22 protein-coding genes are annotated in these 23,718 nt (G+C 71.8%); 10 read left to right on the plus strand and 12 right to left on the minus strand.

The window, feature by feature from the left end; genetic code table 11:
- Window positions 1–22: 22 nt before the first annotated feature.
- Together AC07C1_RS00465 and AC07C1_RS00470 are read right to left on the minus strand one after the other, a co-directional pair.
- Window positions 23–874: a hypothetical protein gene (locus tag AC07C1_RS00465; RefSeq protein WP_478935926.1), complete on the minus strand. Its 852-nt coding sequence runs from the start codon at window positions 872–874 to the stop codon at window positions 23–25.
- Window positions 875–1,015: 141 nt separating this feature from the next.
- On the minus strand, window positions 1,016–1,312 hold the full coding sequence (locus AC07C1_RS00470; RefSeq protein ID WP_478936555.1) for a hypothetical protein: 297 nt from the start codon (window positions 1,310–1,312) through the stop codon (window positions 1,016–1,018).
- Window positions 1,313–1,408: 96 nt separating this feature from the next.
- Here AC07C1_RS00470 and AC07C1_RS00475 point away from each other — a divergent pair, with 96 nt between their 5' ends.
- Window positions 1,409–2,314, plus strand: coding sequence for an oxygenase MpaB family protein (locus AC07C1_RS00475; protein ID WP_478935928.1), 906 nt, complete (start codon window positions 1,409–1,411; stop codon window positions 2,312–2,314).
- Here AC07C1_RS00475 and AC07C1_RS00480 read toward each other — a convergent pair.
- The gene (locus AC07C1_RS00480) at window positions 2,291–2,824 is read right to left on the minus strand and encodes a PadR family transcriptional regulator (protein WP_478935930.1); all 534 of its coding nucleotides are present in this window, start codon (window positions 2,822–2,824) and stop codon (window positions 2,291–2,293) included. The two genes, AC07C1_RS00475 and AC07C1_RS00480, sit on opposite strands and share 24 nt — an antisense overlap.
- A 108-nt stretch (window positions 2,825–2,932) precedes the next feature.
- Here AC07C1_RS00480 and AC07C1_RS00485 point away from each other — a divergent pair, with 108 nt between their 5' ends.
- Window positions 2,933–3,688: an alpha/beta fold hydrolase gene (locus AC07C1_RS00485; protein WP_478935931.1), complete on the plus strand. Its 756-nt coding sequence runs from the start codon at window positions 2,933–2,935 to the stop codon at window positions 3,686–3,688.
- 16 nt (window positions 3,689–3,704) lie between these two features.
- Here AC07C1_RS00485 and AC07C1_RS00490 read toward each other — a convergent pair whose 3' ends face one another.
- Window positions 3,705–4,304 carry a class I SAM-dependent methyltransferase gene (locus AC07C1_RS00490; protein ID WP_478935933.1) on the minus strand — a complete coding sequence of 200 codons (600 nt, stop codon included), beginning with the start codon at window positions 4,302–4,304 and terminating at the stop codon, window positions 3,705–3,707.
- 152 nt (window positions 4,305–4,456) lie between these two features.
- On the opposite strand from AC07C1_RS00490, the gene AC07C1_RS00495 reads away from it, so the two are divergent.
- From AC07C1_RS00495 to AC07C1_RS00515, 5 genes are all read left to right on the plus strand, one after another.
- Entirely contained in the window at window positions 4,457–5,230 is a 774-nt protein-coding gene (locus tag AC07C1_RS00495; RefSeq protein ID WP_478935934.1) for an MHYT domain-containing protein, read from the plus strand.
- Window positions 5,231–5,277: 47 nt separating this feature from the next.
- Window positions 5,278–7,908, plus strand: a complete 2,631-nt coding sequence (locus tag AC07C1_RS00500) for a sensor histidine kinase (protein ID WP_478935936.1) — start codon at window positions 5,278–5,280, stop codon at window positions 7,906–7,908.
- Window positions 7,905–8,342 (plus strand): roadblock/LC7 domain-containing protein, encoded by a 438-nt coding sequence (locus AC07C1_RS00505; RefSeq protein WP_478935937.1) that lies wholly within the window; start codon window positions 7,905–7,907, stop codon window positions 8,340–8,342. The genes AC07C1_RS00500 and AC07C1_RS00505 overlap by 4 nt, the downstream gene beginning before the upstream one ends.
- Window positions 8,343–8,361: 19 nt before the next feature.
- Window positions 8,362–8,772 (plus strand): DUF742 domain-containing protein, encoded by a 411-nt coding sequence (locus tag AC07C1_RS00510; protein WP_478935938.1) that lies wholly within the window; start codon window positions 8,362–8,364, stop codon window positions 8,770–8,772.
- A 197-nt stretch (window positions 8,773–8,969) separates the two neighbouring features.
- Window positions 8,970–9,569, plus strand: coding sequence for a GTP-binding protein (locus AC07C1_RS00515; protein ID WP_478935940.1), 600 nt, complete (start codon window positions 8,970–8,972; stop codon window positions 9,567–9,569).
- Window positions 9,570–9,577: 8 nt separating this feature from the next.
- Here AC07C1_RS00515 and AC07C1_RS00520 read toward each other — a convergent pair whose 3' ends face one another.
- On the minus strand, window positions 9,578–10,006 hold the full coding sequence (locus tag AC07C1_RS00520; protein ID WP_478935941.1) for a PPOX class F420-dependent oxidoreductase: 429 nt from the start codon (window positions 10,004–10,006) through the stop codon (window positions 9,578–9,580).
- A gap of 90 nt (window positions 10,007–10,096) precedes the next feature.
- Here AC07C1_RS00520 and AC07C1_RS00525 point away from each other — a divergent pair, with 90 nt between their 5' ends.
- A complete protein-coding gene (locus AC07C1_RS00525; RefSeq protein WP_478935943.1) occupies window positions 10,097–10,510 on the plus strand; it encodes a roadblock/LC7 domain-containing protein in 414 nt (137 codons plus the stop codon).
- A gap of 124 nt (window positions 10,511–10,634) precedes the next feature.
- Window positions 10,635–11,657: a DUF6397 family protein gene (locus AC07C1_RS00530; protein WP_478935944.1), complete on the plus strand. Its 1,023-nt coding sequence runs from the start codon at window positions 10,635–10,637 to the stop codon at window positions 11,655–11,657.
- A gap of 48 nt (window positions 11,658–11,705) precedes the next feature.
- Here AC07C1_RS00530 and AC07C1_RS00535 read toward each other — a convergent pair whose 3' ends face one another.
- Both AC07C1_RS00535 and AC07C1_RS00540 read right to left on the minus strand, forming a co-directional pair.
- Window positions 11,706–12,575, minus strand: a complete 870-nt coding sequence (locus AC07C1_RS00535) for an acyl-CoA thioesterase (protein WP_478935945.1) — start codon at window positions 12,573–12,575, stop codon at window positions 11,706–11,708.
- Between the two features lie 19 nt (window positions 12,576–12,594).
- On the minus strand, window positions 12,595–15,108 hold the full coding sequence (locus AC07C1_RS00540) for a DEAD/DEAH box helicase (protein ID WP_478935947.1): 2,514 nt from the start codon (window positions 15,106–15,108) through the stop codon (window positions 12,595–12,597).
- Window positions 15,109–15,253: 145 nt separating this feature from the next.
- On the opposite strand from AC07C1_RS00540, the gene AC07C1_RS00545 reads away from it, so the two are divergent.
- Window positions 15,254–16,048, plus strand: a complete 795-nt coding sequence (locus AC07C1_RS00545) for a metal-dependent hydrolase (RefSeq protein WP_478935948.1) — start codon at window positions 15,254–15,256, stop codon at window positions 16,046–16,048.
- Window positions 16,049–16,134: 86 nt separating this feature from the next.
- On the opposite strand, the gene AC07C1_RS00550 is transcribed toward AC07C1_RS00545, so the two are convergent.
- The 5 genes from AC07C1_RS00550 to AC07C1_RS00570 form a co-directional block, all read right to left on the minus strand.
- A complete protein-coding gene (locus tag AC07C1_RS00550) occupies window positions 16,135–16,380 on the minus strand; it encodes a type B 50S ribosomal protein L31 (protein WP_478935949.1) in 246 nt (81 codons plus the stop codon).
- A gap of 42 nt (window positions 16,381–16,422) precedes the next feature.
- Window positions 16,423–16,893: a DUF5709 domain-containing protein gene (locus AC07C1_RS00555; RefSeq protein WP_478935951.1), complete on the minus strand. Its 471-nt coding sequence runs from the start codon at window positions 16,891–16,893 to the stop codon at window positions 16,423–16,425.
- A gap of 585 nt (window positions 16,894–17,478) precedes the next feature.
- The gene (locus tag AC07C1_RS00560; RefSeq protein WP_478935952.1) at window positions 17,479–19,260 is read right to left on the minus strand and encodes an ABC transporter ATP-binding protein; all 1,782 of its coding nucleotides are present in this window, start codon (window positions 19,258–19,260) and stop codon (window positions 17,479–17,481) included.
- Window positions 19,257–21,083 (minus strand): ABC transporter transmembrane domain-containing protein, encoded by a 1,827-nt coding sequence (locus AC07C1_RS00565; protein ID WP_478935953.1) that lies wholly within the window; start codon window positions 21,081–21,083, stop codon window positions 19,257–19,259. Before AC07C1_RS00565 ends, AC07C1_RS00560 begins: the two co-directional genes overlap by 4 nt.
- 486 nt (window positions 21,084–21,569) lie before the next feature.
- Window positions 21,570–23,588 (minus strand): N-acetylmuramoyl-L-alanine amidase, encoded by a 2,019-nt coding sequence (locus tag AC07C1_RS00570; RefSeq protein WP_478935954.1) that lies wholly within the window; start codon window positions 23,586–23,588, stop codon window positions 21,570–21,572.
- Window positions 23,589–23,718: the final 130 nt, after the last annotated feature.

The following is a 23,718-nucleotide window of genomic DNA, read 5'->3' on the forward strand; positions in this document are numbered from 1 at the left end:
CCTCGGCCCGGGCGGGCCAGGCTCACAGGGGCCGTACGGCCAGCTTGTCGAGCGCCTCCAGCAGGCCTGGTAGTTCGGGGCCCCGGCCGATCGGCAGGACCTCACCGGGCTCCTCGTCGAGCAGGACGAACGCGATGTCGTCGGTGCGGGCCACGATCGACCAGCCCGGGCCGTCGGCGCGCAGCGTACGGGCGTCGCCCGGGGCGAACGACGAGCGCACCCGCCCGAGCGGCGGCGGCGAGTCGACGTAGGCGTGGGCCTCCGCGAGCACCCGCCGGACACCCTGGTGGCCGCCCTTCGGCCCGTTCCCCTCGCCCTGCGGCGCGGACTTTGCCGGTTCCTCTGGCTGTGCCTGCCCGGTCGGCACGGGGAGATCGGCGTCGTTGATCTGCTCCCGCCACGCGGCCCACTGCAGCGCGATCTCGTCGGCGCCGAGACGCCGCTGGGCGGGTCCCCAGGAGCTGGTGTCCGGCGGGGTGAGCGTGGGCTGGTCCGCCGCCTCGGGCGGGGGGTCGTGCGGCGCGGGGACACCGGGCGCCGCCACGGCGACCGACAGGGGCCAACCCGGCAGAGCCGTCACGACCGCGCGCTCGTCCGGCGACAGCTCGTACTCCATGCCACAGTCCCAGGACGCGATCGCCACGGCCACCAGCGAGACGTCGTCGATGACGACCGTCCACCGAGCGCCGTCGCCGTCCTGGCCCAGCACCAGGCCGTACCCGTCGGGGCGGGGCGCCAGTCCCAGCGCCGCGCACGCTTGCGGGTAGTCGTCGCCCAGCACGCTCGGAAACTGCGCAGGCGTCAGCAGCACCGCCGTGAGCACGTACAGCGCATCGTCCGCGGCGGCGACGGCCTCATCGTCGGTCCCGGCCATCTCTGCCTCCCCAGTGGTTCGTCCATCGGCGCGCACCCTAGTGCGAGGGGGAGGCCCTTGTCACGACTCCGCACACCGCGCGGAGCTGCAGGTTTCCACCTGGACGGGGGCGAAACGACCACAGTGGGAGAGCGGTTTTCCTCAGGCCGCGGGCAGCCCGAGAAGGTCTCGCGCCACAGCCGCGGGCGACTCGTCGCGCTCCCGGGCCAACGTGACGACGGCCCGGCAGGCCAGTTCGCTCACGCCGAAGGACAGCGCCTCCGGCGACACCCAGGCCGCCGCCTCCTCGACCCGGTCCTGATCGTCCTCCGCGCGGGCCGCCACATAGACGGCCGCCGCTTCGAACAAGTTGTGCGCGCGTCTCTCCCGAGCGCTCGCGGACTGCACGCGCGCAGAGGCGCGGAGTCCGGCGGCGTACTTGCGAATCATGCCGAACACGCATACCACCCTTCCCCGGACGAGGTCGGTGCCGTCGCCCATCCATTGTCCTTCAACGTAGAGTTGGAGTTTCGGCGGCGAAAGGGGGAGAGCGCGGTGAAGCGCTTCGAGCGGCTCGGGCAGATCCGCCGGCTGGACCCGGTGGCGGACGCGCTGGAAATCCACCGGCTCAGCGTGGCGTTCGAATTCCCCTGGGACTACACACGCGCCCTGGAACTGGCGCTCTACCGCACGTACGCCGTGCCGAGCATCGGGCGGCTGCTCGCGCAGACGGCGGAGCTGACCGAGCGCACGCAGAAGCGGTACGACGACACGGCGCTGCTCCTCGACACCGTCGTGGAGCACGGCTTCGCCACCGAGGAAGGCCGTACCGCGATCCGTCGCATCAATCAGATGCACCGCAGCTACGACATCAGCGACGACGACATGCGGTACGTGCTCAGCACTTTCGTCGTCGTGCCCAGGCGCTGGATCGACGCCTACGGCTGGCGGCGGCTGTCCCGGCACGAGATCGTCGCCGCCACCGAGTACTACCGCACTCTCGGCCGGCACATGGGCATTCCCGGCATCCCCAGGACCTACGAGGAGTTCGAAGCACTGCTCGACGCCTACGAGGAGGCCCATTTCGGCTGGGACGAGCAGGCCCGCCAGGTCTCCGACGCCACCCTGGACCTGATGGCCTCCTGGTACCCGCGCCCCTTGGCGCCGCTGCTGCGCACGGCGACGCTCGCGCTGCTCGACGAGCCGCTGCTGCGCGCCTTCCGCTACACGCCTCCCGGCGCGGGCACCTCCACGTTCGTGCGCCGCGCCGTACGGGCGCGTGGCCGGCTCGTCCGGCTGCTGCCGCCGCGCCGCACCCCGCACTTCGCACGCCAGAACTGGGAGATCAAGGGCTACCCGAACGGCTACCGCGTGGCCGACCTGGGCACCCGCCCGGTCCCCGGGCTGCGGGGCTGCCCGGTGCGGCACCCGGACACCTCAGCGGCCGACCCCGTCGAGTGACGCGAGGGTGTCGCGCAGCCAGGCGAGTTCGGCCCGGCTCGTGGCACGCGCGATGGTGAGGACACCACGCCGGAACGGGTCGTCCAACTCCTCGGCGCGCAGCGGCCGGTCACCGTCGTAGAAGAAGCTCGCCGGCTCCTCCAGGAAGGCCAGCCGCCGTCGCAGTACGGTCGCCTGGGCGGCGGGGTCGTCCAGGTGCCGTAGGAACGCCAGCAGGGTGAACCACTGGTTCTCGTCGGTGATCTCGCGCTGTGCGGGTTCGGTGAGCCGGTGCTTGAGTTCACGCCCGCCCTCCTCGGTCAGCCTCAGCACATGACGCGGCGCGGCCACGGCGCCGGGCTCGGGTGTTCGTAGCAGCAGGCCGGCCTTCTCCAGGCGTTTGATCGCCGGGTACAGCGTGCTCTCGGCGACGGGCCGTACATGGCCGGTGAGCGCCGCGATGTGACGGCGCAGGACGTATCCGTGCAGCGGCGCGTCGTACAGGAAACCGAGGATGGCGAGCTCGAGCATGGCCTCATTCTCTCCCACGGCGCGGTACCTCGATACCTCTATACCTTCTTTCCGTCATACATCGGTACCGAGGTATAGTCGTCGCCTCACGGACATCAAGGGGGCACGGTGCAGCAGGCCGCATTCGACAGCGAGGGAAGCCACATCCGTTGGACGGAGGTACCAGGGACGGGGCCCGCGCGCGTGTATCTGCACGGGCTCGGATCGATGTCCGCCGTGTACCACGCCCACATCGCGGCCCGTCCCGAACTCGCCGGGAGAAGAAGCCTGTTCGTGGATCTGCCCGGGCATGGCATCAGCGACCGGCCCCAGCACTTCGGATACACACTGGAGGAGCACGCCGACGCGGTCGCCGTCGCCCTGGACCGGGCGGGAGTCGCCGGCGCCGAGCTGATCGCGCACAGCATGGGTGGCGCCGTCGCCGTGGTGCTGGCGCACCGGCGGCCCGACCTGGCCTCCAGGCTGGTACTCACAGAGGCCAATCTCGACTCCTTTCCGCCGCTGACCGCCGCCAGCAGTGGAATCGCCGCCTACGGAGAGGACGAGTTCGTCGAGAAGGAGTACGCGCGCGTACTGCAGGCCGTCGGCCCGCTCTGGGCGGCCACCATGCGACTGGCCGACCCGCGCGCCCTGCACCGAAGTGCCGTCGGCCTGCGCCAGGGCTCCAACCCCGTGATGCGATCGATCCTGGAGGGGCTCGCCGTCGAGCGTGTCTACCTCCAGGGGGAGCACAGCGGTGAACTCGAGGGCAGGACAAGCCTGGAAGCGGCGGGGGTGCGCGTGGTGACGGTGCCCGGCGCGGGGCACAACGTCATGTTCGACAACCCCGACGCCTTCGTGGCAGCCGTCACCGGAGAGGGCTGACCCATCCCCGGCCGCGTCACTCCTCGCGCACCGCGACCGCAAGGAAACGGGAATCCTCGTCGGTGTACGACGTCATGCGCCACCCCGAACCGGCCAGAAGGGGGCCCAGATTGGCCTCCGCGCGCATGTCGTCCGGCGTGATCCGCCGACCCTGACGCGCGGCCAGGGCCGCGCGGCCGATGGGATGGAACAGCGCGAGCGTGCCGTCCGGGCGTACCGCGCGGGCCAGTTCCCGCAGGTTGTCCACCGGGCGCGGCAGGTGTGCGATCAGGCCGGCCGCGAAGACGGCGTCCAGGGACCCCGACCGCAGCGGCAGCGCGGCCACATCCGCGAGCAGCAGCCGCCCGTGCCGGTCCCGGCCCGCCCGCGCGGCGTTCTCCAGCATCGCCGGGGTCAGATCGGCACCCAGTACCACCCCGGAGGGGCCAACGGCGGCGCGCAGGGGCGGCAGGGCACGCCCCGTGCCGCAGCCCGCGTCCAGCACACGGTCACCCGCCCGCAGCCCGAGGCCGGCGACGGCGGCCGCATAGGCCGGACCGTCATCGGGGAACCTGCTGTCCCAGTCGGCCGCCCGGACGGTGAAGAACTCCTGGACATGTGTGTGGTCGTCGCTCATGCTCCGCATGATCCCTCACCGTCACGAGGGATGTCCCGGTGCGCATGTTCGAGCGTGACGCGATCGTTCCGTCGCATCTCTGTGTCATATTCCAACAGCTTTCGAAATGCGCCCCCTTTGTGCGCCCCTGACCCGGCTAGCGTCCCGGGGCCATGGGACACCTGGACCACGCCGCCTTCGGCTGGCTGACCCCCGTGCTGTCATACGTGATGGCCTGCACAGCCGCCGCACTGGGACTGCGCTGCACCGTCCGCGCGCTCGCCGCCACCGGCCGCTCGCGCCGCAACTGGCTCTTCACCGCGGCCTCCGCGATCGGCACCGGCATCTGGACGATGCACTTCGTGGCCATGCTCGGCTTCCGCGTCAGCGGCACCGACATCCGCTACGACGTGCCACTCACCATCCTGAGCCTCCTCGTCGCCATGGCCTTCGTCTGCGCCGGCGTCTTCGCCGTCGGCTACAGCCGCGACCGCAACAGGGCTCTTCTGCTCGGCGGACTCACCACCGGGCTGGGCGTCGCCAGCATGCACTACCTGGGCATGGCGGCGGTCCGGCTGCACGGCCAGGTCCGGTACGACCCGGTCCTCGTCGGACTGTCGGTGCTGATCGCGGTGGTGGCGGCGACGGCCGCACTGTGGGCCGGGCTCAACATCCGGTCGCCGCTCGCGGTCACCGTCTCCTCCCTGGTCATGGGCGCAGCCGTCAGCAGCATGCACTACACCGGAATGTTCGCGGTGAGCGTGCGCGTGAACCCGTCCGGCGAAAACCTGTCCGGGGCCACGGCGATGCAGTTCATCTTCCCCCTCGCCGTCGGCCTCGGCTCCTACCTGTTCATCACCTCGGCCTTCGTCGCCCTCTCGCCCACGGCCGACGAGCGCGATGCGTCCGCCTCCGCCCAGCGGCCCGTCGAGACCGTCGCCCGCTAGCGGGAGCCGGTCCGAGCGCCCCGACCCACGTCCCGAACGAGGAGGCCATGCGCCCACCCCGCAGACCCGAGAACGCCGGCTCCCCGTCGCACCCCCCGCGCGGCCGCCGCGCACACGCCGGACCGCCGGCGCAGGAGGGCATCGACCATCCCCTCGGCACACCACAGCCCGTGGCACGCGCGCGGGGAGGCCGTCGGCACCTGCGTCCCCGGACCGTGCGCGCCAAGGTGGTGAGTCTGCTGATGGTGCCCGTCGTCTCCCTGCTCGCCCTGTGGGCCTACGCCACCGTCAGCACCGCCCAGGATGTCGCCCGGCTGCGCCAGTCCCAGTACGTCGACGCGGAGCTGCGCACCCCGGTGGCCGCGGCCGTCGCCGCGCTGCAGGCCGAGCGCCGCGCAGCCGTGCACTACGCCGGCGCTCCGGGCACCGCAGACCGCGGCGACCTCGAAAGACTGGCGGCCCGCACCGACCGGGCCGTGGCCGAACTGCGGCTCGGCGACGACAGGACGGTCGCCGACAGCCAGGAACTGCCCGCCGGTGTCTCCGGGCGCCTCGGCGCCTTCGTCACCGGCGCCGAGCACCTCCGCACCCTGCGGACGGCCGTACTCGACCACAAGGCCGGCTGGGACGAGACCTACGCGCAGTACACGAAGACGATCAGGGCCGCCTTCGCCGTGGACGGCGCCCTCACCGGCGTCCAGCAGGCCGATGTCGGCTCCGACGCGCGCGTACTGCTCGAGTTCTCCCGGGCCGCCGAGTCGCTGGCTCAGGAGGACGCCGTCCTGGGCAGCGCGCGGACCGGCGGCGGTCTCGGGGGCGAACGGCTGCGACTGTTCGGCTCCGCCGTCGCCGCACGCCGTGCCCTCACCGAGGCAGCCGTCGCCGATCTGCCCGCCGCTCAGCGCGCCTCCTGGCGCGGCCTGGCCGCCGGCCGCTCCTACACCGCCCTGGGTGCGGCCGAGGACAGGGTCCTCACCGCCGAACCGTCCGAGGTGGCACCACAAGCCGCCTGGAGCGCCGCCCACGCGCGCGTGCAGGACGGAATGCGGGCCATCGAGGCCGACGCGGGCCGCGCTGTCGCCGGCCGTGCCGACCCGGTGGCCCGCGGTCTGCTCAGTCCGGCGGGCGCCGCCGTGCTTCTCGGCCTCGCCGCGGTCGCCGCCTCACTCGTCATCTCCGTCCGCATCGGCCGTGCGCTCGTGGTCGAACTCGTGAGCCTGCGCAACGACGCCCTGGAGATCGCCCGGCGCAAACTCCCGGAAGCGATGCGGAAACTCCGCGCGGGCGAGGAGATCGACATCCAGGCCGAGGCACCCGCCGGATCAGCTGCCGACGACGAGACCGGCCAGGTCGCGGAAGCCCTGGCCACCGTGCACCGTGCCGCCCTGCGTGCCGCCGTGGAACGCGCCGAGCTGGCCAGCGGCATCTCCGGAGTCTTCGTCAACCTGGCCCGCCGCAGCCAGGTACTCGTCCACCGCCAGCTCAGCCTCCTGGACAGCATGGAGCGGCGCTCCGACGACCCCGACGAGCTGAGCGACCTGTTTCGCCTGGACCACCTCACCACCCGGATGCGCCGCCACGCCGAGAGCCTGATCATCCTTTCCGGATCGGCCCCCGGCCGGGCCTGGCGCATGCCGGTGTCCCTGACGAACGTCGTACGCGCCGCCGTGTCGGAGATCGAGGACTACGCGCGTGTGGAGGTGCGTCAGCTCCCCGAAGCGCACGTCATGGGGGCGGCGATCGCCGACCTCACCCACCTGCTCGCCGAACTGGTCGAGAACGCGGCCCAGTTCTCACCGCCCCACACACGCGTGCGTGTCATCGGCGAACCCGTCGGCAACGGCTACGCCCTGGAGATCGAGGACCGGGGACTCGGCATGGGCGCCGACACCCTCGCCGAGGCCAACCGGCGGATCGAACAGTCCGAGGCCCTCGACCTGTTCGACAGCGACCGGCTCGGGCTCTTCGTGGTCAGCAGGCTCGCCTCCCGGCACGACATCAAGGTGCATCTGCGGACCTCTCCCTACGGAGGCACCAGCGCCGTCGTTCTGTTGCCGACCGCACTGCTGCACAGCGGTTCGGCGGAAGCTTCTTCCCGGCAGGGCGAGCAAGTCCGTCGTGAGCAGGAAGGCGCCTACGCGCGCGTGCCCGGTGACGCCGCGGCCCCACGGGCCGTCGCCGCGCACTCGGACCGGCCCGCCCTCGCGGCCACCACCCCCAGACCGGACGGCACCGCCCCCAGCCCCGGCCCGCACGACACCGCGACCACCCCCGGACCGCACGGCATCACTCCCGGGCCCGGCCCCCACGGCACCGCTACCGAGCCTGGCCTCCTCCGCCCCCCGACCGGCCCGCACGGCACCCCGAACGACCCCTCGCCCCCGGGAGTCACCACCTTGAGGCTGCACCGCCCGCCGAGCGACTCCGAGCCCGCCGACGACCTCCCGCGCCGCGTCCGCCAGGCGAGCCTCGCCCCCCAACTCCGTCATCAGCGGACCGAGGAGCCCGCGTCGGCCGCCGCACGGCGCGGCAATGACCGGCGCACCCCCGAACTCGTTCGGGACCGCATGGCGGCCTACCGTGACGGCTGGGCGCGCGGCGGTGGGTGCCTGCCCGGCCACGGCGCCGCCCCGGAAACCGAAAAGGACAGTCACAGCAGCGAAGGAGACCCGGCATGATCCAGGACCCCCACCAGAGGGCCGGCCGGCGATCCGGCGAACTCGACTGGCTGCTCGACGACTTGGTCACGCGGGTGAGCGAGGTACGGCACGCCGTCGTGCTGTCCAACGACGGCCTGGCCATCGGCGCCTCCACCGGTCTGGCGCGGGAGGACGCCGAGCACCTCGCCGCCGTCGCCTCCGGCTTCAACAGCCTGGCCAAGGGCGCGGGGCGGCACTTCGGGGCGGGTGGCGTGCGCCAGACCATGGTCGAGATGGACGACGCGTTCCTCTTCGTGGCCGCCGCCGGCGACGGCTCCTGCCTCGCCGTGCTCACCGCCGTCACCGCCGACATCGGCCTGGTCGCCTACGAGATGGCGCGCTTGGTCAAGCGGGTCGGCGAGCACCTCTACACACCGCCGCGCGTCGCCGCACAGCCGCCCGCCGCCGGATGAGCCGGAGAAGGCGCCACCGATGACCGAGAACCCGACCGGCGGCCCACGGGAGCCGGGGAGCCAGTGGTACGACGGCGAGGCCGGGCCCCTGGTCCGCCCGTACGCCATGACGGGCGGCCGCACCCAGTCCGGCCCCGCCGGTGTGCGCTTCGACCTGATCGCGCTCATCACCCTCGCCCCCGCCGGACCGAAGCCCGGCGACACCGCGCTCGGCCCCGAACACAGGACCCTGATCGAGCTGTGCCGCACGGAGACACAGTCCGTCGCCGAACTCGCCGCGGACGCCGACCTGCCCGTGGGTGTGGTCAGGGTGCTCCTCGGAGACCTTCTGGAACTCGGCTGTGTGACCATCAGCCGCCCCGTGCCCCCGGCGCACCTGCCCGACGAGCGCATCCTGCGCGAGGTCATCGAGGGATTGCGGGCGCTGTAGATGAGCGTTCAGAACCCGCCGCAGACCTCGTCCCATCCCGAACCGTACGGGTTGCGCAACCGACCGGGCGCGAGTCGGTCACATCAGGTGCTTTCCGGTCCAACCACTCGGACGAGTGCCCCGGTTGCCATGATGCTGGCTTCAGCCCCGGAGCACCCGGACATCCACCGCAGCCGGCCCTCCCGAGAGAAGTGATCATGGTCTCCGAGCACTCCGACGCCGTCGCCGACTCCGCCCTGGCGCTGAAGATACTGGTCGCCGGCGGATTCGGGGTCGGCAAGACGACCCTCGTCGGGGCCGTCAGCGAGATCCGGCCGCTACGCACCGAGGAACTTCTCAGCGAAGCCGGTCAGCTGGTGGACGATACCGGCGGCGTGGACCAGAAGGTCACCACGACCGTCGCCATGGACTTCGGGCGCATCACCATCCGCTCGGGCCTGTCCCTATACCTCTTCGGCACACCCGGACAGGATCGATTCTGGTTCCTGTGGGACGAGTTGTCCCAGGGTGCGCTCGGTGCCGTGGTCCTCGCGGACACCCGGCGCCTGGAGGACTGCTTCCCCGCCGTCGACTACTTCGAGCACCGGGGCATCCCGTTCGTGGTGGCCGTCAACTGCTTCCCGGGCGCCCGCACCTACGGCGCCAACGACGTCTCGAAGGCCCTGGATCTCGACCGCGGCACACCGGTGGTCTTGTGCGACGCGCGCGACCGGGACTCCGGCAAGGAGGTGCTCATCCGGCTCGTCGAGTACGCCGGGCGGGTGCACACCGCCCGGCTTCTGGACTCGGTAGGCTGACCGGCCGCTCAGGCCGCCAGATCCTTCACGGCCACCACCTTGTCGACGGTGACGCGGACCAGCAGCTCACCCGGAACGCCGTTGCGGGCGCCGTACTCCTCGGCGCGGTCCTCGCCCATGTACCGGGCTGCGATCCGGGTGGCCCACAGACGTACCTCGTCCAGGTCCTCCGACAGCCGGGCGCGGCCGTTCAGCACCACGAAGTGGAACGGCGGCCGGTCGTCGTCCACGCACAGCGCCACCCGCCCGTCGCGGGCCAGATTGCGCCCCTTCGCGGTGTCCTTGCCGGTGTTGAAGACCAGTTCGTCGCCGTCCAGCAGGAACCAGATCGGTGCCACATGGGGGCTCCCATCGGCGCGAACGGTGGACAGTTTGCCGGTGCGGGTGCCCTCCGAGACGAACGCCCGCCATTCCTCGTCGGTCATCTTGTCTGCCATGCGCCCATCCTGCTTGCCCGGACGCCAGTCGTGGGGAAGGCTGGCGGGAGTTCCTCCTGTCAGGAGGAGACGTCACACGGGGAGACGGACATGGCGCAGAACCAGGGACTCGGGTGGCTCCTGGACGATCTGACCGAGCGGGTGGACCATGTGCGGCACGCGCTGGTCCTGTCGAACGACGGGTTGGTCACGGGAGCGAGTACCGGCCTGCGTCGCGAGGACGCCGAGCATCTGGCCGCCGTGGCGTCCGGGCTGCACAGCCTGGCCAAGGGTTCGGGACGCCACTTCGGCGCGGGCCGGGTGCGTCAGACCATGATCGAGTACGACGACGCCGTGCTGTTCGTGACCGCGGCCGGCACCGGTAGCGCTCTGTGCGTGCTCAGCGGAGCGGAGGTCGACATCGGGCATATCGCCTACGAGATGACCCTGCTGGTCACTCGCGTCGGCGAACACCTCGGCGTCGACGCCAGGCAACCCGAGCGGACTCCCATAACGGACCTTTGACCTGCGTTCTTCAGCCCCCCGGGGGAGTTATCCACAGGCTTGCCACGAGCGGCGGCACATTGGCTACGGTGTGTGCACGGCTCACGCACAGGGCGTCAGTCACGGATTCCACGGGGGTACGACCATGTCGGCCAGCACGTTCGGCCAATCCCGCCCCATCACCTGCACTCCGGGCCATGCCGCTCGTGAACTGGGGCTGAAGCGAGGAGAGTTCGACCTCGCCGTGCAGCTCGGCCTTGTCCGGGCCGTGCCTGACGAGGGCGGGGGAGGAGCCCGGCGGGTGGAGCGCGCGGAGATCGATCGCCTCCGCGCCCAGGACGGCTTCCCCGACGCTCTGCGCGACCGGGTCCGAGTCGTGGGAACCGCGGAGGGCGCCGCGCTCATGAAGATCCCCGCCGGCCGATTCACCCGCCTCGCGCGTCTGGGCCTGATCGTGCCGGTGAAGTTCTACCTGAACCGCTACCGAGCCGTGGTCTGGCTCTACCTGGCCGAAGAGCTGCGGAACTTCGCGTCCGGGGCCGGGAACGCCCACCTGCTCAAGGGGCGTACGCCCGAGACGCTGCGGGGCCAACTGGAGGGAGGAGTGGATCTGCGTGCCCGCAACTGGCGCGGACGGCACCTCGGGTTCCTGTTGCGCCAGGCCGGGGACTCCTGGGCCCGGGCCGGAGCCCTGGCCGCCTTCCTCCCGCCCACCGAGGTCGTCGACGTCGTCAAGGACCCGTACGAACGCGCCCACCTGAACCGGTTCCGGGCCGCGCCGCCCGGTCAAGGGGCTCCCGGGTCACCATCCGCGCACCTCGCCGAGCGGATCATGACCGCGCACGACACGGACGAGATCGAGTGGCTGCGCAGCGAGCTGGCCCGCGCGATCGAGGAGACCCGCACCCTTTCGCCCGCCCCGCGCCCGGCTGCCCGAGGTGCGGCGCTCGCCCCGCGCCCGGCGGCCCGCCGCGTGGCGCCGACATCGCGGACGGCGGCACGGCCGATCGCGCCGATGGCGCGAACGGTCACTCGTGCGACAGAGCCGGCGCAATGGCCGGCCCCGCCCTCCGCGCCGCTGCGCGATCGCGGGCAGTCCCCGCCGCAGCCGGCCCGCGGCCTGCGGGCCTGGCTGCGACAGAGAAGTCCGCGGCCCGTGCGGGTCTGAACCACGTGCGGTTCAGAACGGCGACCACGGGCCCTTCCCGGCAGCCCTCTACAGGGCCCTGAAGAGCCCCTCCTGGACGACCGAGACGAGCAGTCGCCCCCGCAGGTCGTAGATGCGCCCACGGGCCAGACCGCGCCCGCCGGTGGCGATCGGCGACTCCTGGTCGTACAAGAACCACTCGTCCGCGCGGAACGGCCGGTGGAACCACATGGCGTGGTCCAGCGAGGCCATGTCGAAGTTCCGCGGTCCCCACAGCGGTTCGACCGGGATGCGGACCGCGTCCAGGAGGGTCATGTCACTGGCGTAGGTCAGCGCGCAGGTGTGGACCAACGGGTCGTCGCCGAGCGGCCCGACCGCCCGCATCCACACGGCGCTGCGCGGCTCGGCTCCCTCGATCTCCTCGGCGTTCCAGCGAAGCCGGTCCACGTACCGGATGTCGAAGGGCTGGCGGCGCGCCATACGTTCCAACTGCTCCGGCAGCGCGCCCAGATGCTTGCGGATCTCCTCGGTCACCGTCGGCAGCGTCTCCGGGTCCGGCACCTCGCGGGCCGGCGGCAGCTGGTGCTCGAACGATCCTTCCTCAGGCTTGTGAAAGGAGGCGGTCAGATTGAAGATCGTGCGGCCCTGCTGCACGGCCGTGACCCGGCGGGTCGTGAACGACCGGCCGTCGCGGACCCGCTCGACCTGGTACACGATCGGTACGCCGGGACGGCCCGGGCGCAGGAAGTACGCGTGCAGCGAGTGCACCGGCCGGCCGCCGTCCGTGGTGCGCCCGGCGGCGACCAGCGCCTGGCCCGCGACCTGGCCGCCGAAGACCCGCTGCAGGGACTCCTGCGGGCTTCGGCCCCGGAAGATGTTGACCTCTATCTGCTCCAGGTCGAGCAGGTCGACCAGCCTCTCGGCCGGGTTCGTCGTCATCGGTGGGATTCTCCTGTGCTCACAGCTGGCCGACGTCGGTGACGCGGACGATCGCGCGGCCCTCGGCGTCGGAGGCCGCCAGGTCGATCTCCGCGCTGATGCCCCAGTCGTGGTCGCTGTCCGGGTCGTCGAAGATCTGGCGGACGCGCCAGAGGCCGTTCTCGGGCTCTTCCTTGATCACCAGCAGCTTCGGGCCGCGGGCGTCGGGTCCGGTGCCGAGGTCGTCGTACTCGTCCCAGTACTTGTCCATCGCCTCTCCCCAGGCCTCGGCGTCCCAGCCGGCCTCGGCGTCCATCTCGCCCAGTTCCTCGACCTGGTCCAGGGCGGCCAGCTCCACACGGCGGAACAGGGCGTTGCGCACGAGGACCCGGAAGGCGCGCGCGTTGGTGGTGACCGGCTTGACCTCGTCGGCCTTCTCCCGGGCCTCCTCGGCGGTCATCTCCTCCGGGTTGGCCAGCTGCTCCCACTCGTCCAGCAGGCTGGAGTCCACCTGGCGGACCATCTCGCCGAGCCACTCGATCAGGTCCTGCAGGTCCTCGGACTTCAGGTCGTCCGGGATGGTGTGGTCGAGGGTCTTGTAGGCGCTGGCGAGGTAGCGCAGCACGATGCCCTCGGTGCGGGCCAGCTCGTAGAAGGACACCAACTCCGTGAAGGACATGGCCCGTTCGTACATGTCCCGGACGACCGACTTCGGCGACAGCGGGTGGTCGCCGACCCACGGGTGGCTCTTGCGGTAGGTGTTGTACGCGTGGAAGAGCAGCTCTTCCAGCGGTTTCGGGTACGTGACGTCCTGCAGGCGCTCCATGCGCTCCTCGTACTCGACACCGTCCGCCTTCATCGCGGCGACGGCCTCGCCGCGCGCCTTGTTCTGCTGGGCGACGAGGATCTGCCGCGGATCGTCCAGTGTGGACTCGACCACGGACACCATGTCGAGGGCGTAGGACGGCGACTCGGGGTCGAGGAGTTCGAACGAGGCGAGCGCGAACGTGGACAGCGGCTGGTTGAGCGCGAAGTCCTGCTGGAGGTCGACCGTGAGCCGGACGACGCGTCCCTCGGCGTCCGGCTTGTCGAGCTTCTCCACGATCCCGCCGTCCAGCAGCGAGCGGTAGATCGCGATGGCCCGGCGGATGTGCCGCAGCTGCTGCCTGCGCGGCTCGTGGTTGTCCTCCAGGAGATGGCGCATCGCCTGGAAGGCGTTGCCGGGCCGGGCGATCACCGACAGCAGCATCGTGTGCGTGACCCGGAAACGGGACGTGAGCGGCTCCGGCTCCGACTCGATCAGCTTCTGGAAGGTGTTCTCCGTCCAGCCGACAAAGCCCTCCGGCGCCTTCTTGCGTACCACCTTGCGGCGCTTCTTCGCGTCGTCGCCCGCCTTCGCGAGGGCCTTCTCGTTCTCGATGACGTGCTCGGGCGCCTGCGCCACGACGAGTCCGGCCGTGTCGAAGCCCGCCCGGCCGGCCCGGCCCGCGATCTGGTGGAACTCGCGGGCCCGCAGCGTGCGCACGCGGCTGCCGTCGTACTTGGTCAGGGCCGTGAACAGCACCGTGCGGATGGGCACGTTGACACCCACGCCGAGGGTGTCCGTGCCGCAGATGACCTTCAGCAGGCCGGCCTGGGCGAGCTTCTCCACCAGGCGCCGGTACTTGGGCAGCATGCCGGCGTGGTGGACGCCGATGCCGTGCCGGACGTAACGGGACAGGTTGCGGCCGAACTTGGTGGTGAAGCGGAAGTTGCCGATCAGCTCGGCGATCTGGTCCTTCTCCTCGCGCGTGCACATGTTGATGCTCATCAGCGCCTGCGCACGCTCCACGGCCTGCGCCTGCGTGAAGTGCACGATGTAGACAGGAGCCTGCTTGGTCTCCAGCAGCTCGGTGAGCGTCTCCGTGAGCGGGGTGAGCTTGTACTCGTAGGAGAGGGGGACCGGCCGGGTCGCGGAGCGGACCACCGAGGTGGGGCGGCCGGTGCGGCGGGCGAGGTCCTTCTCGAAGAAGGACACATCACCCAAAGTGGCCGACATCAGGACGAACTGCGCCTGGGGGAGTTCCAGCAGAGGAATCTGCCAGGCCCAGCCGCGGTCACCCTCCGCGTAGAAGTGGAACTCGTCCATGACCACCTGGCCGACGTCCGCGTTCTTGCCGTCGCGCAGCGCGATCGACGCCAGCACCTCGGCGGTGCAGCAGATCACGGGCGCGTCGGCGTTCACGGAGGCGTCGCCGGTGAGCATGCCGACGTTCTCGGTGCCGAAGAGCTTGCACAGCTCGAAGAACTTCTCGGACACCAGCGCCTTGATCGGGGCCGTGTAGAAGGTCACCTCGTCACGGGCCAGCGCGGCGAAGTGCGCGCCCGCGGCGATCATGCTCTTGCCGGACCCGGTGGGCGTCGAGACGATCACGTTCGCCCCGGAGACCACCTCGATCAGCGCCTCCTCCTGGTGGGAGTAGAGGGTGAGACCGCGCTCCTGCGCCCACGACTCGAAGGCTTCGTACAGGGCGTCGGGGTCGGCGGTCGGCGGCAGCTGATCGATGAGGGTCACGGACCCATCTTGCCTGGCCTTCTCCCCGAGAGGGGAATCGGCTGCGGGTACGAAGATCATGGCCGCTACGCTGTGTCGCCGACGCGGCGTCAGTGCACCAGGTCAACTGGACAGCCGCACACGAGGAATGGGGCGGGAAGCGGCCATGATGGGACCAGCACACTCACTGTCGGGGGCCGCGGCCTGGCTCGGCGTCGGAGCGGCCGCCGCCGCGGCCGGTCATCCGATGCCCTGGCCGGTCCTCCTCGTCGGCGCACTGATCTGCGCCGGCGCCGCGCTCGCTCCGGACCTCGACCACAAGGCGGCCACCATCTCCCGGGCCTTCGGGCCGATCTCCCGCTGGATCTGCGAGATCGTCGACAAGCTGTCGTACGCCGTCTACAAATCGACAAGGAAGCAGGGGGACCCGCGCCGCTCCGGAGGACACCGCACGCTGACACACACCTGGCTGTGGGCGGTGCTGCTCGGGGCCGGGTGTTCCGGGGCGGCGATCACGGGCGGTCGCTGGGCGGTGCTGGCGATCCTGTTCGTGCACATGGTGCTGGCCATCGAGGGCCTGCTGTGGCGGGCGGCGCGCGGTTCCAGCAGCGATGTGCTGGTCTGGCTGCTGGCGGCGACCAGCGCGTGGATCCTCGCGGGGGTGCTGGACAAGCCGGGCAACGGCTCGCACTGGCTGTTCACGGAGGCCGGGCAGGAGTATCTGTGGCTGGGGCTGCCGATCGTGCTCGGTGCGCTGGTGCACGACATCGGGGACGCGCTGACGGTGTCCGGCTGCCCGATCCTGTGGCCGATCCCGGTGGGCCGCAAGCGCTGGTACCCGGTGGGGCCGCCGAAGCCGATGCGGTTCCGGGCCGGCAGCTGGGTGGAGCTGAAGGTGCTGATGCCGGCGTTCATGCTGCTCGGAGGCGTGGGCTGCGCGGCGGCCCTCAACGTGATCTGAGCCGCCCGACCCGCTCGGGGTGCCTGGCGCCTCGCTCCCTCCCGGGTTGCCCGGGCCGGCGTGCGGCGGCAGGCCGCCTCGCCCGGCTACGCCCCGCCGTACCGGCGCTCGAAGCGGGCGATGCGGCCCTCGGGGTCCACGGTGCGGGCCTTGCCCGTGTGGAAGGGGTGGCTCTCGGAGGAGATCTCCACGTCGATCACCGGGTAGCTCTGGCCGTCGTCCCACTCGATGGTCTGCTCGCTCCGCGCGGTGGACCGGGTCAGGAAGGCGTAGCCCGCGGCGCGGTCGCGGAAGACCACCGGGTGGTAGTCGGGGTGCTTGTCCTGCTGCATGGCGGCTCCTCGTGCGCGGCGGTCGGGCAGGGGGCGTGCGGGTCAGCCGGGAAGGGAGTCCTCGTCGACGATGTGCATCGCGGCCTCCTCCGCGGAGGCGGCGGCACCGTCGATGCCGACGTCGGTGGCGACAAGGGCGGCCTCCTCGTCCTCGTGCACTCCTTCGTCGGGGGCCACCAGCCGGCCGGAGCGAAGGTTGCCGACTTCGTTGTCGAGGGGTTCGCCGTCGGTGCCGTCGCAGTCACCGATGCCGTCGCCGTCGGGCGGGGCGGGGTCGGGCAGCTCCTCGGCGAGCCGCTGGTCGAGGGTTTCGCCCGCCTGTCGTTCGGCCGCTGTGACACCGACGTGGTCCACCGCCCACGGCCGCTCAGGAGGGGACCAGCCGCGGTCGAGAGGCTCCGCGACGCCGTCGAAGTCCAATGTGTCCTCGACGTCGAGCACCCCCGAGTCCTCCCGGATCTCCGAGGAATCGGGCTGGTAGACGTCGTCCCCCCAGCCGTCGGCGCTGTCCACGAGTACCTCCAGGTGGTGAGGACGGCCGCGTGCCGCCGAAACGGGCTGCGGGCCGTCGGCACGCCCGGCACGGATGCGCGACGCGAACCGAGTGGTTCCCGGGCGTTTCCCGCACCGGTGCCGTTCTCCAGACTTCCACTCCGGCTCGGGACCGCGCAACGGCACGCGCCCCGGCCGGGTCCTGTCCCCGTGCGCCGGGGACCGGCGGGACCGAGGGGGCGGTGGTGGTACGTCGTGGGCGGCTCCTCGCGCCATCCGCTCCACGCGGGCACCACAGCCGGGGCGGATCCCGGCGCCCTGGCCGGCCGGTGCGCCGGCGCCACCCGCAGACTGATCGGTGTAGACACCGGCGTCATGCGAGCCCTCTGTGCCGTCGGCGCGGGTGCCGGTGGCGATTGCGGACTCGCTTCTGCCATGGGTGGGCTCTGTGCCGACGGCGCGGGTGCCGGTGCCGACGGCGGGCCCGCTCCTGCCATGGGTGCGTGCCGCGCCGTCGGCACGGGCGCCGGTGCGCCTGGCGCGGCCTCACCTGCCACGGGTGCCTGCCGTGCCGTCCGCACAGGTACCGGTGCCCGCGGCGGATCCTCACCCGTGCCAGGACCGCCACAACGCCGCGTAAGCCCCGTCCGCCGCCACCAGCTCGTGGTGGCTGCCCAGCTCGCTGATGCGCCCGTTCTCCACCACGGCGATCACGTCGGCGTCGTGGGCGGTGTGCAGGCGGTGGGCGATCGCGACCACGGTGCGGCCGTCCAGCACACGGGCCAGGGAGCGCTCGAGGTGACGTGCCGCGCGCGGGTCGAGCAACGAGGTCGCCTCGTCCAGGACGAGCGTGTGCGGATCGGCCAGTACCAGCCGGGCCAGCGCGATCTGCTGGGCCTGCGCCGGGGTCAGCGCGAGGCCGCCCGAGCCGACCTCGGTGTCCAGGCCGTCGTCCAGCGCCCGCGCCCATCCGTCGGCGTCGACGGCGCCCAGGGCCGCCCACAACTCGGCGTCCGTGGCGCCGGTGCGGGCCAGCAGGAGGTTGTCGCGCAGGGCGCCCACGAACACATGGTGCTCCTGGTTGACCAGGGCGACGTGCGAGCGGACGCGATCGGCCGGCATCCGGGACAGCTCCGCCCCACCCAGGGTGACCCGGCCGTCCCGGGGCGCGTAGATTCCGGCGAGCAGCCTGCCCAGGGTGGACTTGCCCGCGCCCGAGGGGCCGACCAGGGCCAGTCGGGTGCCGGGCGCGACGTGGAGGGAGACCCTGCGCAGCACGTCGACGCCCTCGCGGTAGCCGAAGTGCACCCGGTCGGCGCGCACGTCCCGCCCGGCGGGGACCAGCGCACCGTCCCCGGTGTCCGGCTCGACGTCCCGCACCCCGACCAGGCGGGCCAGCGACACCTGGGCCACCTGTACCTCGTCGTACCAGCGCAGGATCAGGTTCAGCGGGTCGACGAGCATCTGCGCGATGAGCGCGCCCGTGGTCAGCTGGCCCACGTCGATCCAGCCCCGCAGGACGAACACACCGCCGGCCATCAGGACCGAACCGAGCACGAGGACGTGGACGGCGTTGATCACCGGGAAGAGCACGGACCGCAGCCACAGGGTGTAGCGTTCCCAGGCCGTCCATTCCTTGATCCGCTGCTCCGACAGCGCGATGCGGCGAGCGCCGAGGCGGTGCGCCTCGACGGTGTTGCCCGCGTCCACGGTCTCGGCGAGCGCGGCGGCCACGGCGGCGTACCCGGCGGCCTCGGAGCGGTAGCCGGAGGGCGCCCGCTTGAAGTACCAGCGGCATCCGGCCACGAGCACCGGCACGGCCAGCAGGACGGCGGCCGCCAGCGGCGGGGCCGTCACGACGAGCCCGCCGAGCAGCAGCAGGGCCCACACGACACCGATCGCCAGCTGCGGCACGGCCTCACGCATGGCGTTGGCCAGGCGATCGATGTCGGTGGTGATGCGGGAGAGCAGATCGCCGGTGCCCGCCCGCTCCAGCACGCCCGGCGGCAGCCCGACCGACCGGACGAGGAAGTCCTCGCGCAGGTCGGCCAGCATCCGCTCGCCGAGCATCGCGCCCCGCAGCCGCACCTGCCGGACGAACACGGCCTGTACGGCCAGCGCGAGCACGAAGAGGCCTGCGGTCAGGCCGAGATGAAGCTCCCGGGCCCCGTCCGACACCCGCTCGACCAGACCGCCGAGCAGGTACGGGCCCACCATCGAGGCGACCACGGCCACGGTGTTGACGGCGATGAGCAGGAGGAAGGCGCGCCGGTGCCGGCGGAACAACTCGACGACGTAGGCACGCACGGTCGCGGCCGCGCCGACGGGCAGGGTGGTGGCGGTCGTCGGGGCCGCCGGGTCGTACGCCGGTGGCGCAACGCCGATCATGCGCTCTCCTCGATCTCTTCCAGCTCCTCGAGAGCGCCCAGCAGGACGTCCCCGTCGGACAGGTCCACATCCGCGCCGCTCGCGACCGGCTCCTCATCGGGCTCGCGCGTCACCACGGTCCGGTACCGAGGGTCGCTGTCCACCAGTTCGCGGTGCACGCCGGTCGCCACGACCTCGCCGTCGTGCACCAGGGCGACCCGGTCCGCACGGTCGAGCAGCAGCGGCGAGGAGGTGAACACCACCGTCGTCCGTCCCGAGCGCAGCCGGCGCAGTCCGTCCGCGATCCGTGCCTCGGTGTGCGAGTCGACCGCGGAGGTCGGCTCGTCCAGCACCAGCAGCTCCGGGTCGGTGATCAGCGACCGGGCGAGGGCGAGCCGCTGGCGCTGGCCACCGGAGAGAGAGCGTCCACGCTCGGTGATGCGGGCGTCCATCGGGTCGGCGGCGTCCACCGAACCCTGGACGAGCGCGTCCAGGACGTCCTCGCACTGCGCCGCCGCCAGCGCCTCCGCGGCCCGCACGGCACCGGAGGCGGGCACGTCGAGCAGTTCGCGCAGGGTGCCGGAGAGCAGTACCGGGTCCTTGTCCTGGACGAGGACGGCGGTACGCGCGCTGTCCAGGGGAAGTTCGTCCAGGGGCACCCCGCCGAGCAGCACCGAGCGGCCCGGCTCGGCGGGGTGGCCGCCCAGCCGCTCCGCGAGCCTGCCCGCCGCGTCCGGGTCGCCGCAGACCACGGCGGTGAGCCGGCCGGCGGGAGCGAGCAGACCGGTGCCGGGGTCGTACAGGTCACCGCCCGGCACCTCGGCAGCGCGGGTGCCGTCGGTGGCGGTGGTTCGTTCCAGCGACAGCACGCGCGCGGCCCGTTTGGCCGAGGGGCGGGAGAAGGAGTAGGCCATCGCGATCTCTTCGAAGTGGCGCAGGGGATAATTCAGGATCATCACCGCGCTGTACACGGTGACGAGTTCGCCGACCGTGATCCGGCCCTGGCGGGCCAGGTGGGTGCCATGCCAGACCACCGCGATCAGCAGCAGTCCGGGCAGCAGCACCTGGATGGCGGAGATCAGCGACCACATCCGGGCGCTGCGCACCGCGGCGTGCCGCACCTCCTGCGAGGCCCGGCGGTAGCGGTCGAGGAACAGCTCCTCGCCGCCGATGCCACGCAGCACGCGCAGCCCGGCGACCGTGTCCGACGCCAGTTCGGTGGCCCGGCCGGCCTTCTCGCGCTGCAGGTCGGCGCGGCGTGTGGCACGGGGCAGCAGCGGCAGCACCGCGAGCGCCACGACGGGCAGGCCGACGGCGACCACCACGCCCAGGGCAGGCTGGTAGACGAGGAGGCCCACACAGACCACCACGACCGTCGATGCGGCCGCGGTGAACCGGGACACCCCTTCGACGAACCAGCCGATCTTCTCCACGTCACCGGTGGAGACGGCGACCACCTCACCGGCCGCGACCCGCCGGGTCAGCCCGGAGCCCAAGTGGGCGGCCTTGCGTGCGAGCAGCTGCTGGACGCGCGCGGCGGCGGTGATCCAGTTGGTGACGGCGGCCCGGTGCAGGAAGGTGTCGCCGACGGCGATGCCCGTGCCGCACAGCAGCATCAGACCGCCCGTCAGGGCGAGCCGGGTGCCGGAGCGGTCGATCACCGCCTGGACGGCGAGGCCGACGCAGAAGGGCAGGGCGGAGACGGAGACGAAGTGCAGCAGGCCCCAGGCAAGCGACTTCAGCTGCCCGCCCATCTGGTTCCGCCAGAGCCACCACAGGAAGCGAGGACCCGAACGTACGTCGGGGACGCCCGGATCGGAATACGGAAGGTCTTGAATCTGCATGGCGTCCCAGTGGCTCGTGTCAGGGGAGGGGGGAGCGGCAATACACGGCAACAAGCCGTGAAAGGTTCGCGTCGCAGAGTGGTGAATTTCAAACGGTTTTCCCGGCCGGCCCGCGCGGACAACCGTCTTCCGGCCAAGCCCCGATCACCTGTCACCCCTCGCCCCACACATCGGTCTCACCTGTCACCCCTCGCCCCACACATCGGTCTCACCTGTCACCCCTCGCCCCACACATCGGTCGCCCGGCGACCGATCACCCGGCACGGTGGCCGCCACTGGCCCCTTGCGGCAGCCCTGCCCCCCGGACCGGCCTTGCGCGCTGGGCCGACGGCCGCACCACCCGGACTCCGACCGACTCCTCCCCCGATCCGGGACCTGCCCACTTCGACCGTGCTGCTCAACCGGTGGGCCTATAGGCCATCCACCAGCAACGACGAACGCGCCGCCACCCTGGCAGACTTCTCCGGCCGAGCGGCCGTCGTGCGGCTAGCGTCCGGCCGGGTGACCCTTGTGCGTCGACGGCGGTCCTGCCGCGGCGGGTCCGGCCAGCACGTCCACGTCGCTCACCCGGACGTAGGCGAGCCGGTGGCCGAACTGAATCTGGTAGTAACCCTCCTGACCCTTCACCACAGGCTCGGGTGTGTCGGCGATGGACGACCTGGCGACGTACGAACTTCCGACGCGGGCCTGGGTCACGTACCGCTGGCCCGCCGCGAAGCGGTAGGGGAGCGGCGACTGGGGCTGCTCCTCCACGCCCTCGGGGTAGGCGTCCGCTTCCGGCAGGGCACGCCCGTACACCGGGATCTCGTCCAGGCCCTCCTTCGGCGTCACCATCCGGCCGGCCGCACCGACGGCCGTGGGGTGTTTCTTCGGGTTCTTGAACCACGCCTTGCGGCCCTGGAACCAGATCGCCGTCCACTCGCCGCTGCGTCCCGCGACGGCGAAGGCCTGGCCGGCCGAGACGCGCGACCCCAGGTCGTTGACGTCCTCCGTGGAGGGGTCACCGTCCGGCTTGCGGCCCGGGTCCTGGATGAGCGGGGCGTTCTCGCCGGGATCCGTGTGGAGTCGGACGGCGCTGGAGCCGTGCGCCGGACACGGCACACCGCTGCCGGCGCACCCCGTGAACCGGGGCTTGTGGGTGGCGAAGTCCGGCAGGATCGTCACCATGTCGCTGTTCGGTCCGGCCGTGGCCCGCAGCGGCGCGCCGAGCAGGTCGAAGTAGTGCCGCCAGTCCCAGAAGGGGCCGGGGTCGTCGTGCATGTCGGGGATGCTGTCGCCGGTCGGGGACGGAACGTTGTCATGCCCGAAGACGTGCTGCCGGTCGAGCGGGATGCCGTAACGTTTCGCCAGGTAGCGCACCAGGCGGGCCGAAGCCCGGTACATCTGTTCCGTGTACCAGGTGCCGGGCTGGGTGAGGAAACCCTCGTGCTCGATGCCGATCGAGCGGGCGTTCACGAACTGGCTGCCCGAGTGCCAGGCCTCGTCCTTGGTCTTGACGTGCTGGGTGATGTGGCCGTCGCTGGAGCGGATCGAGTAGTGCCACGACGCCTCCGTCGGATCCAGCACCGTGTCGAACATGCGGGGCAGCTTCGCCTCGGTGTCGTGGATGACGATGTACTCGATCTTCTGGTCCCTGGGCCGGTCGGCGAGGTCGTGGTTGCCGTACCCGCCCTCGTCGTCGATCTCCTCGTACGGCGCGCTGAGCCAGTCGCAGGACAGTTCCGCGGGGCACTCGACCTCCTTGGGCCGTCGTGGATCCTGGGGGCGGGCGATGCGCGGTCGTACGCCGGGGCTGGCGGCGAGGGTGACATCCTGTCCTTCGGCTGTGGTGCGGTGCGCTCCCTCGCGGATCACCTCGAAGACGTCGTTCGCGTACGTCGCCGCCGACGTGATGTCACGGGTGCCGGGATAGCGCTCCACCGCCTCCCACCAGTCCGCCGGATCGTCGCTGAGGGGCTTGCCGAGCTGACGTTGCGTGGCCGCCAGAAGCGCGGCGCCGCCGCGTACGTTGGCGACGGTGTCCGTTCGCAGGCGCCCGGCCGGGACATGGATCAGATGCGCGGCGCGCTCCAGGTCCGCCGGCTGCACGCCGTGGCCGTCCGGTGCGTCGCCCTCAGGGGCTGCGGGCGGCCCGGCCTTTCCCGCGCGCGGCGGGGTGTCGGCGTCGTGTTGTGCCCGCTGGCTCGCTGCCGTTGCCGGGTTCTTGATCCGGTCGGTGTCCAGCAGGTGCATCGGTCCGTAGCCGCCCGCGACGCTGGGCGCGCCCGGGTGGGAGTCCCACCGCGACTGCACATAGGACACGCTCATGAGCACACTGCGCGGCACGTGGTACTCGCGCGCGGCGTCCTCGAAGGCGTCCTGCAACCCCAGGTCCGGTGACCCGTCCTCGCCGGAGACAGGGATGAGCAGCAACGGCGCCAGCACCGCCGCCGACGCGATCAGGCAAGCCGTTCGGCGGTACCCGCGGAGGGCGTCGGGAACACGTGGGGTGGCCGGTCTTCTCATTGCACGGTTCTCCAGACATGCTCGTCACCTTCAGGGCGAAGACAGTTGCCCTGCACGCCACCCCTGGTACGTTTCCGTGCTTGGCGCGCCACGTCGCGCCAAGCGTCACCGGGGTGGCCGAGCGGCCGGG

Source organism: Streptomyces sp. NPDC045022, from assembly GCF_056432605.1.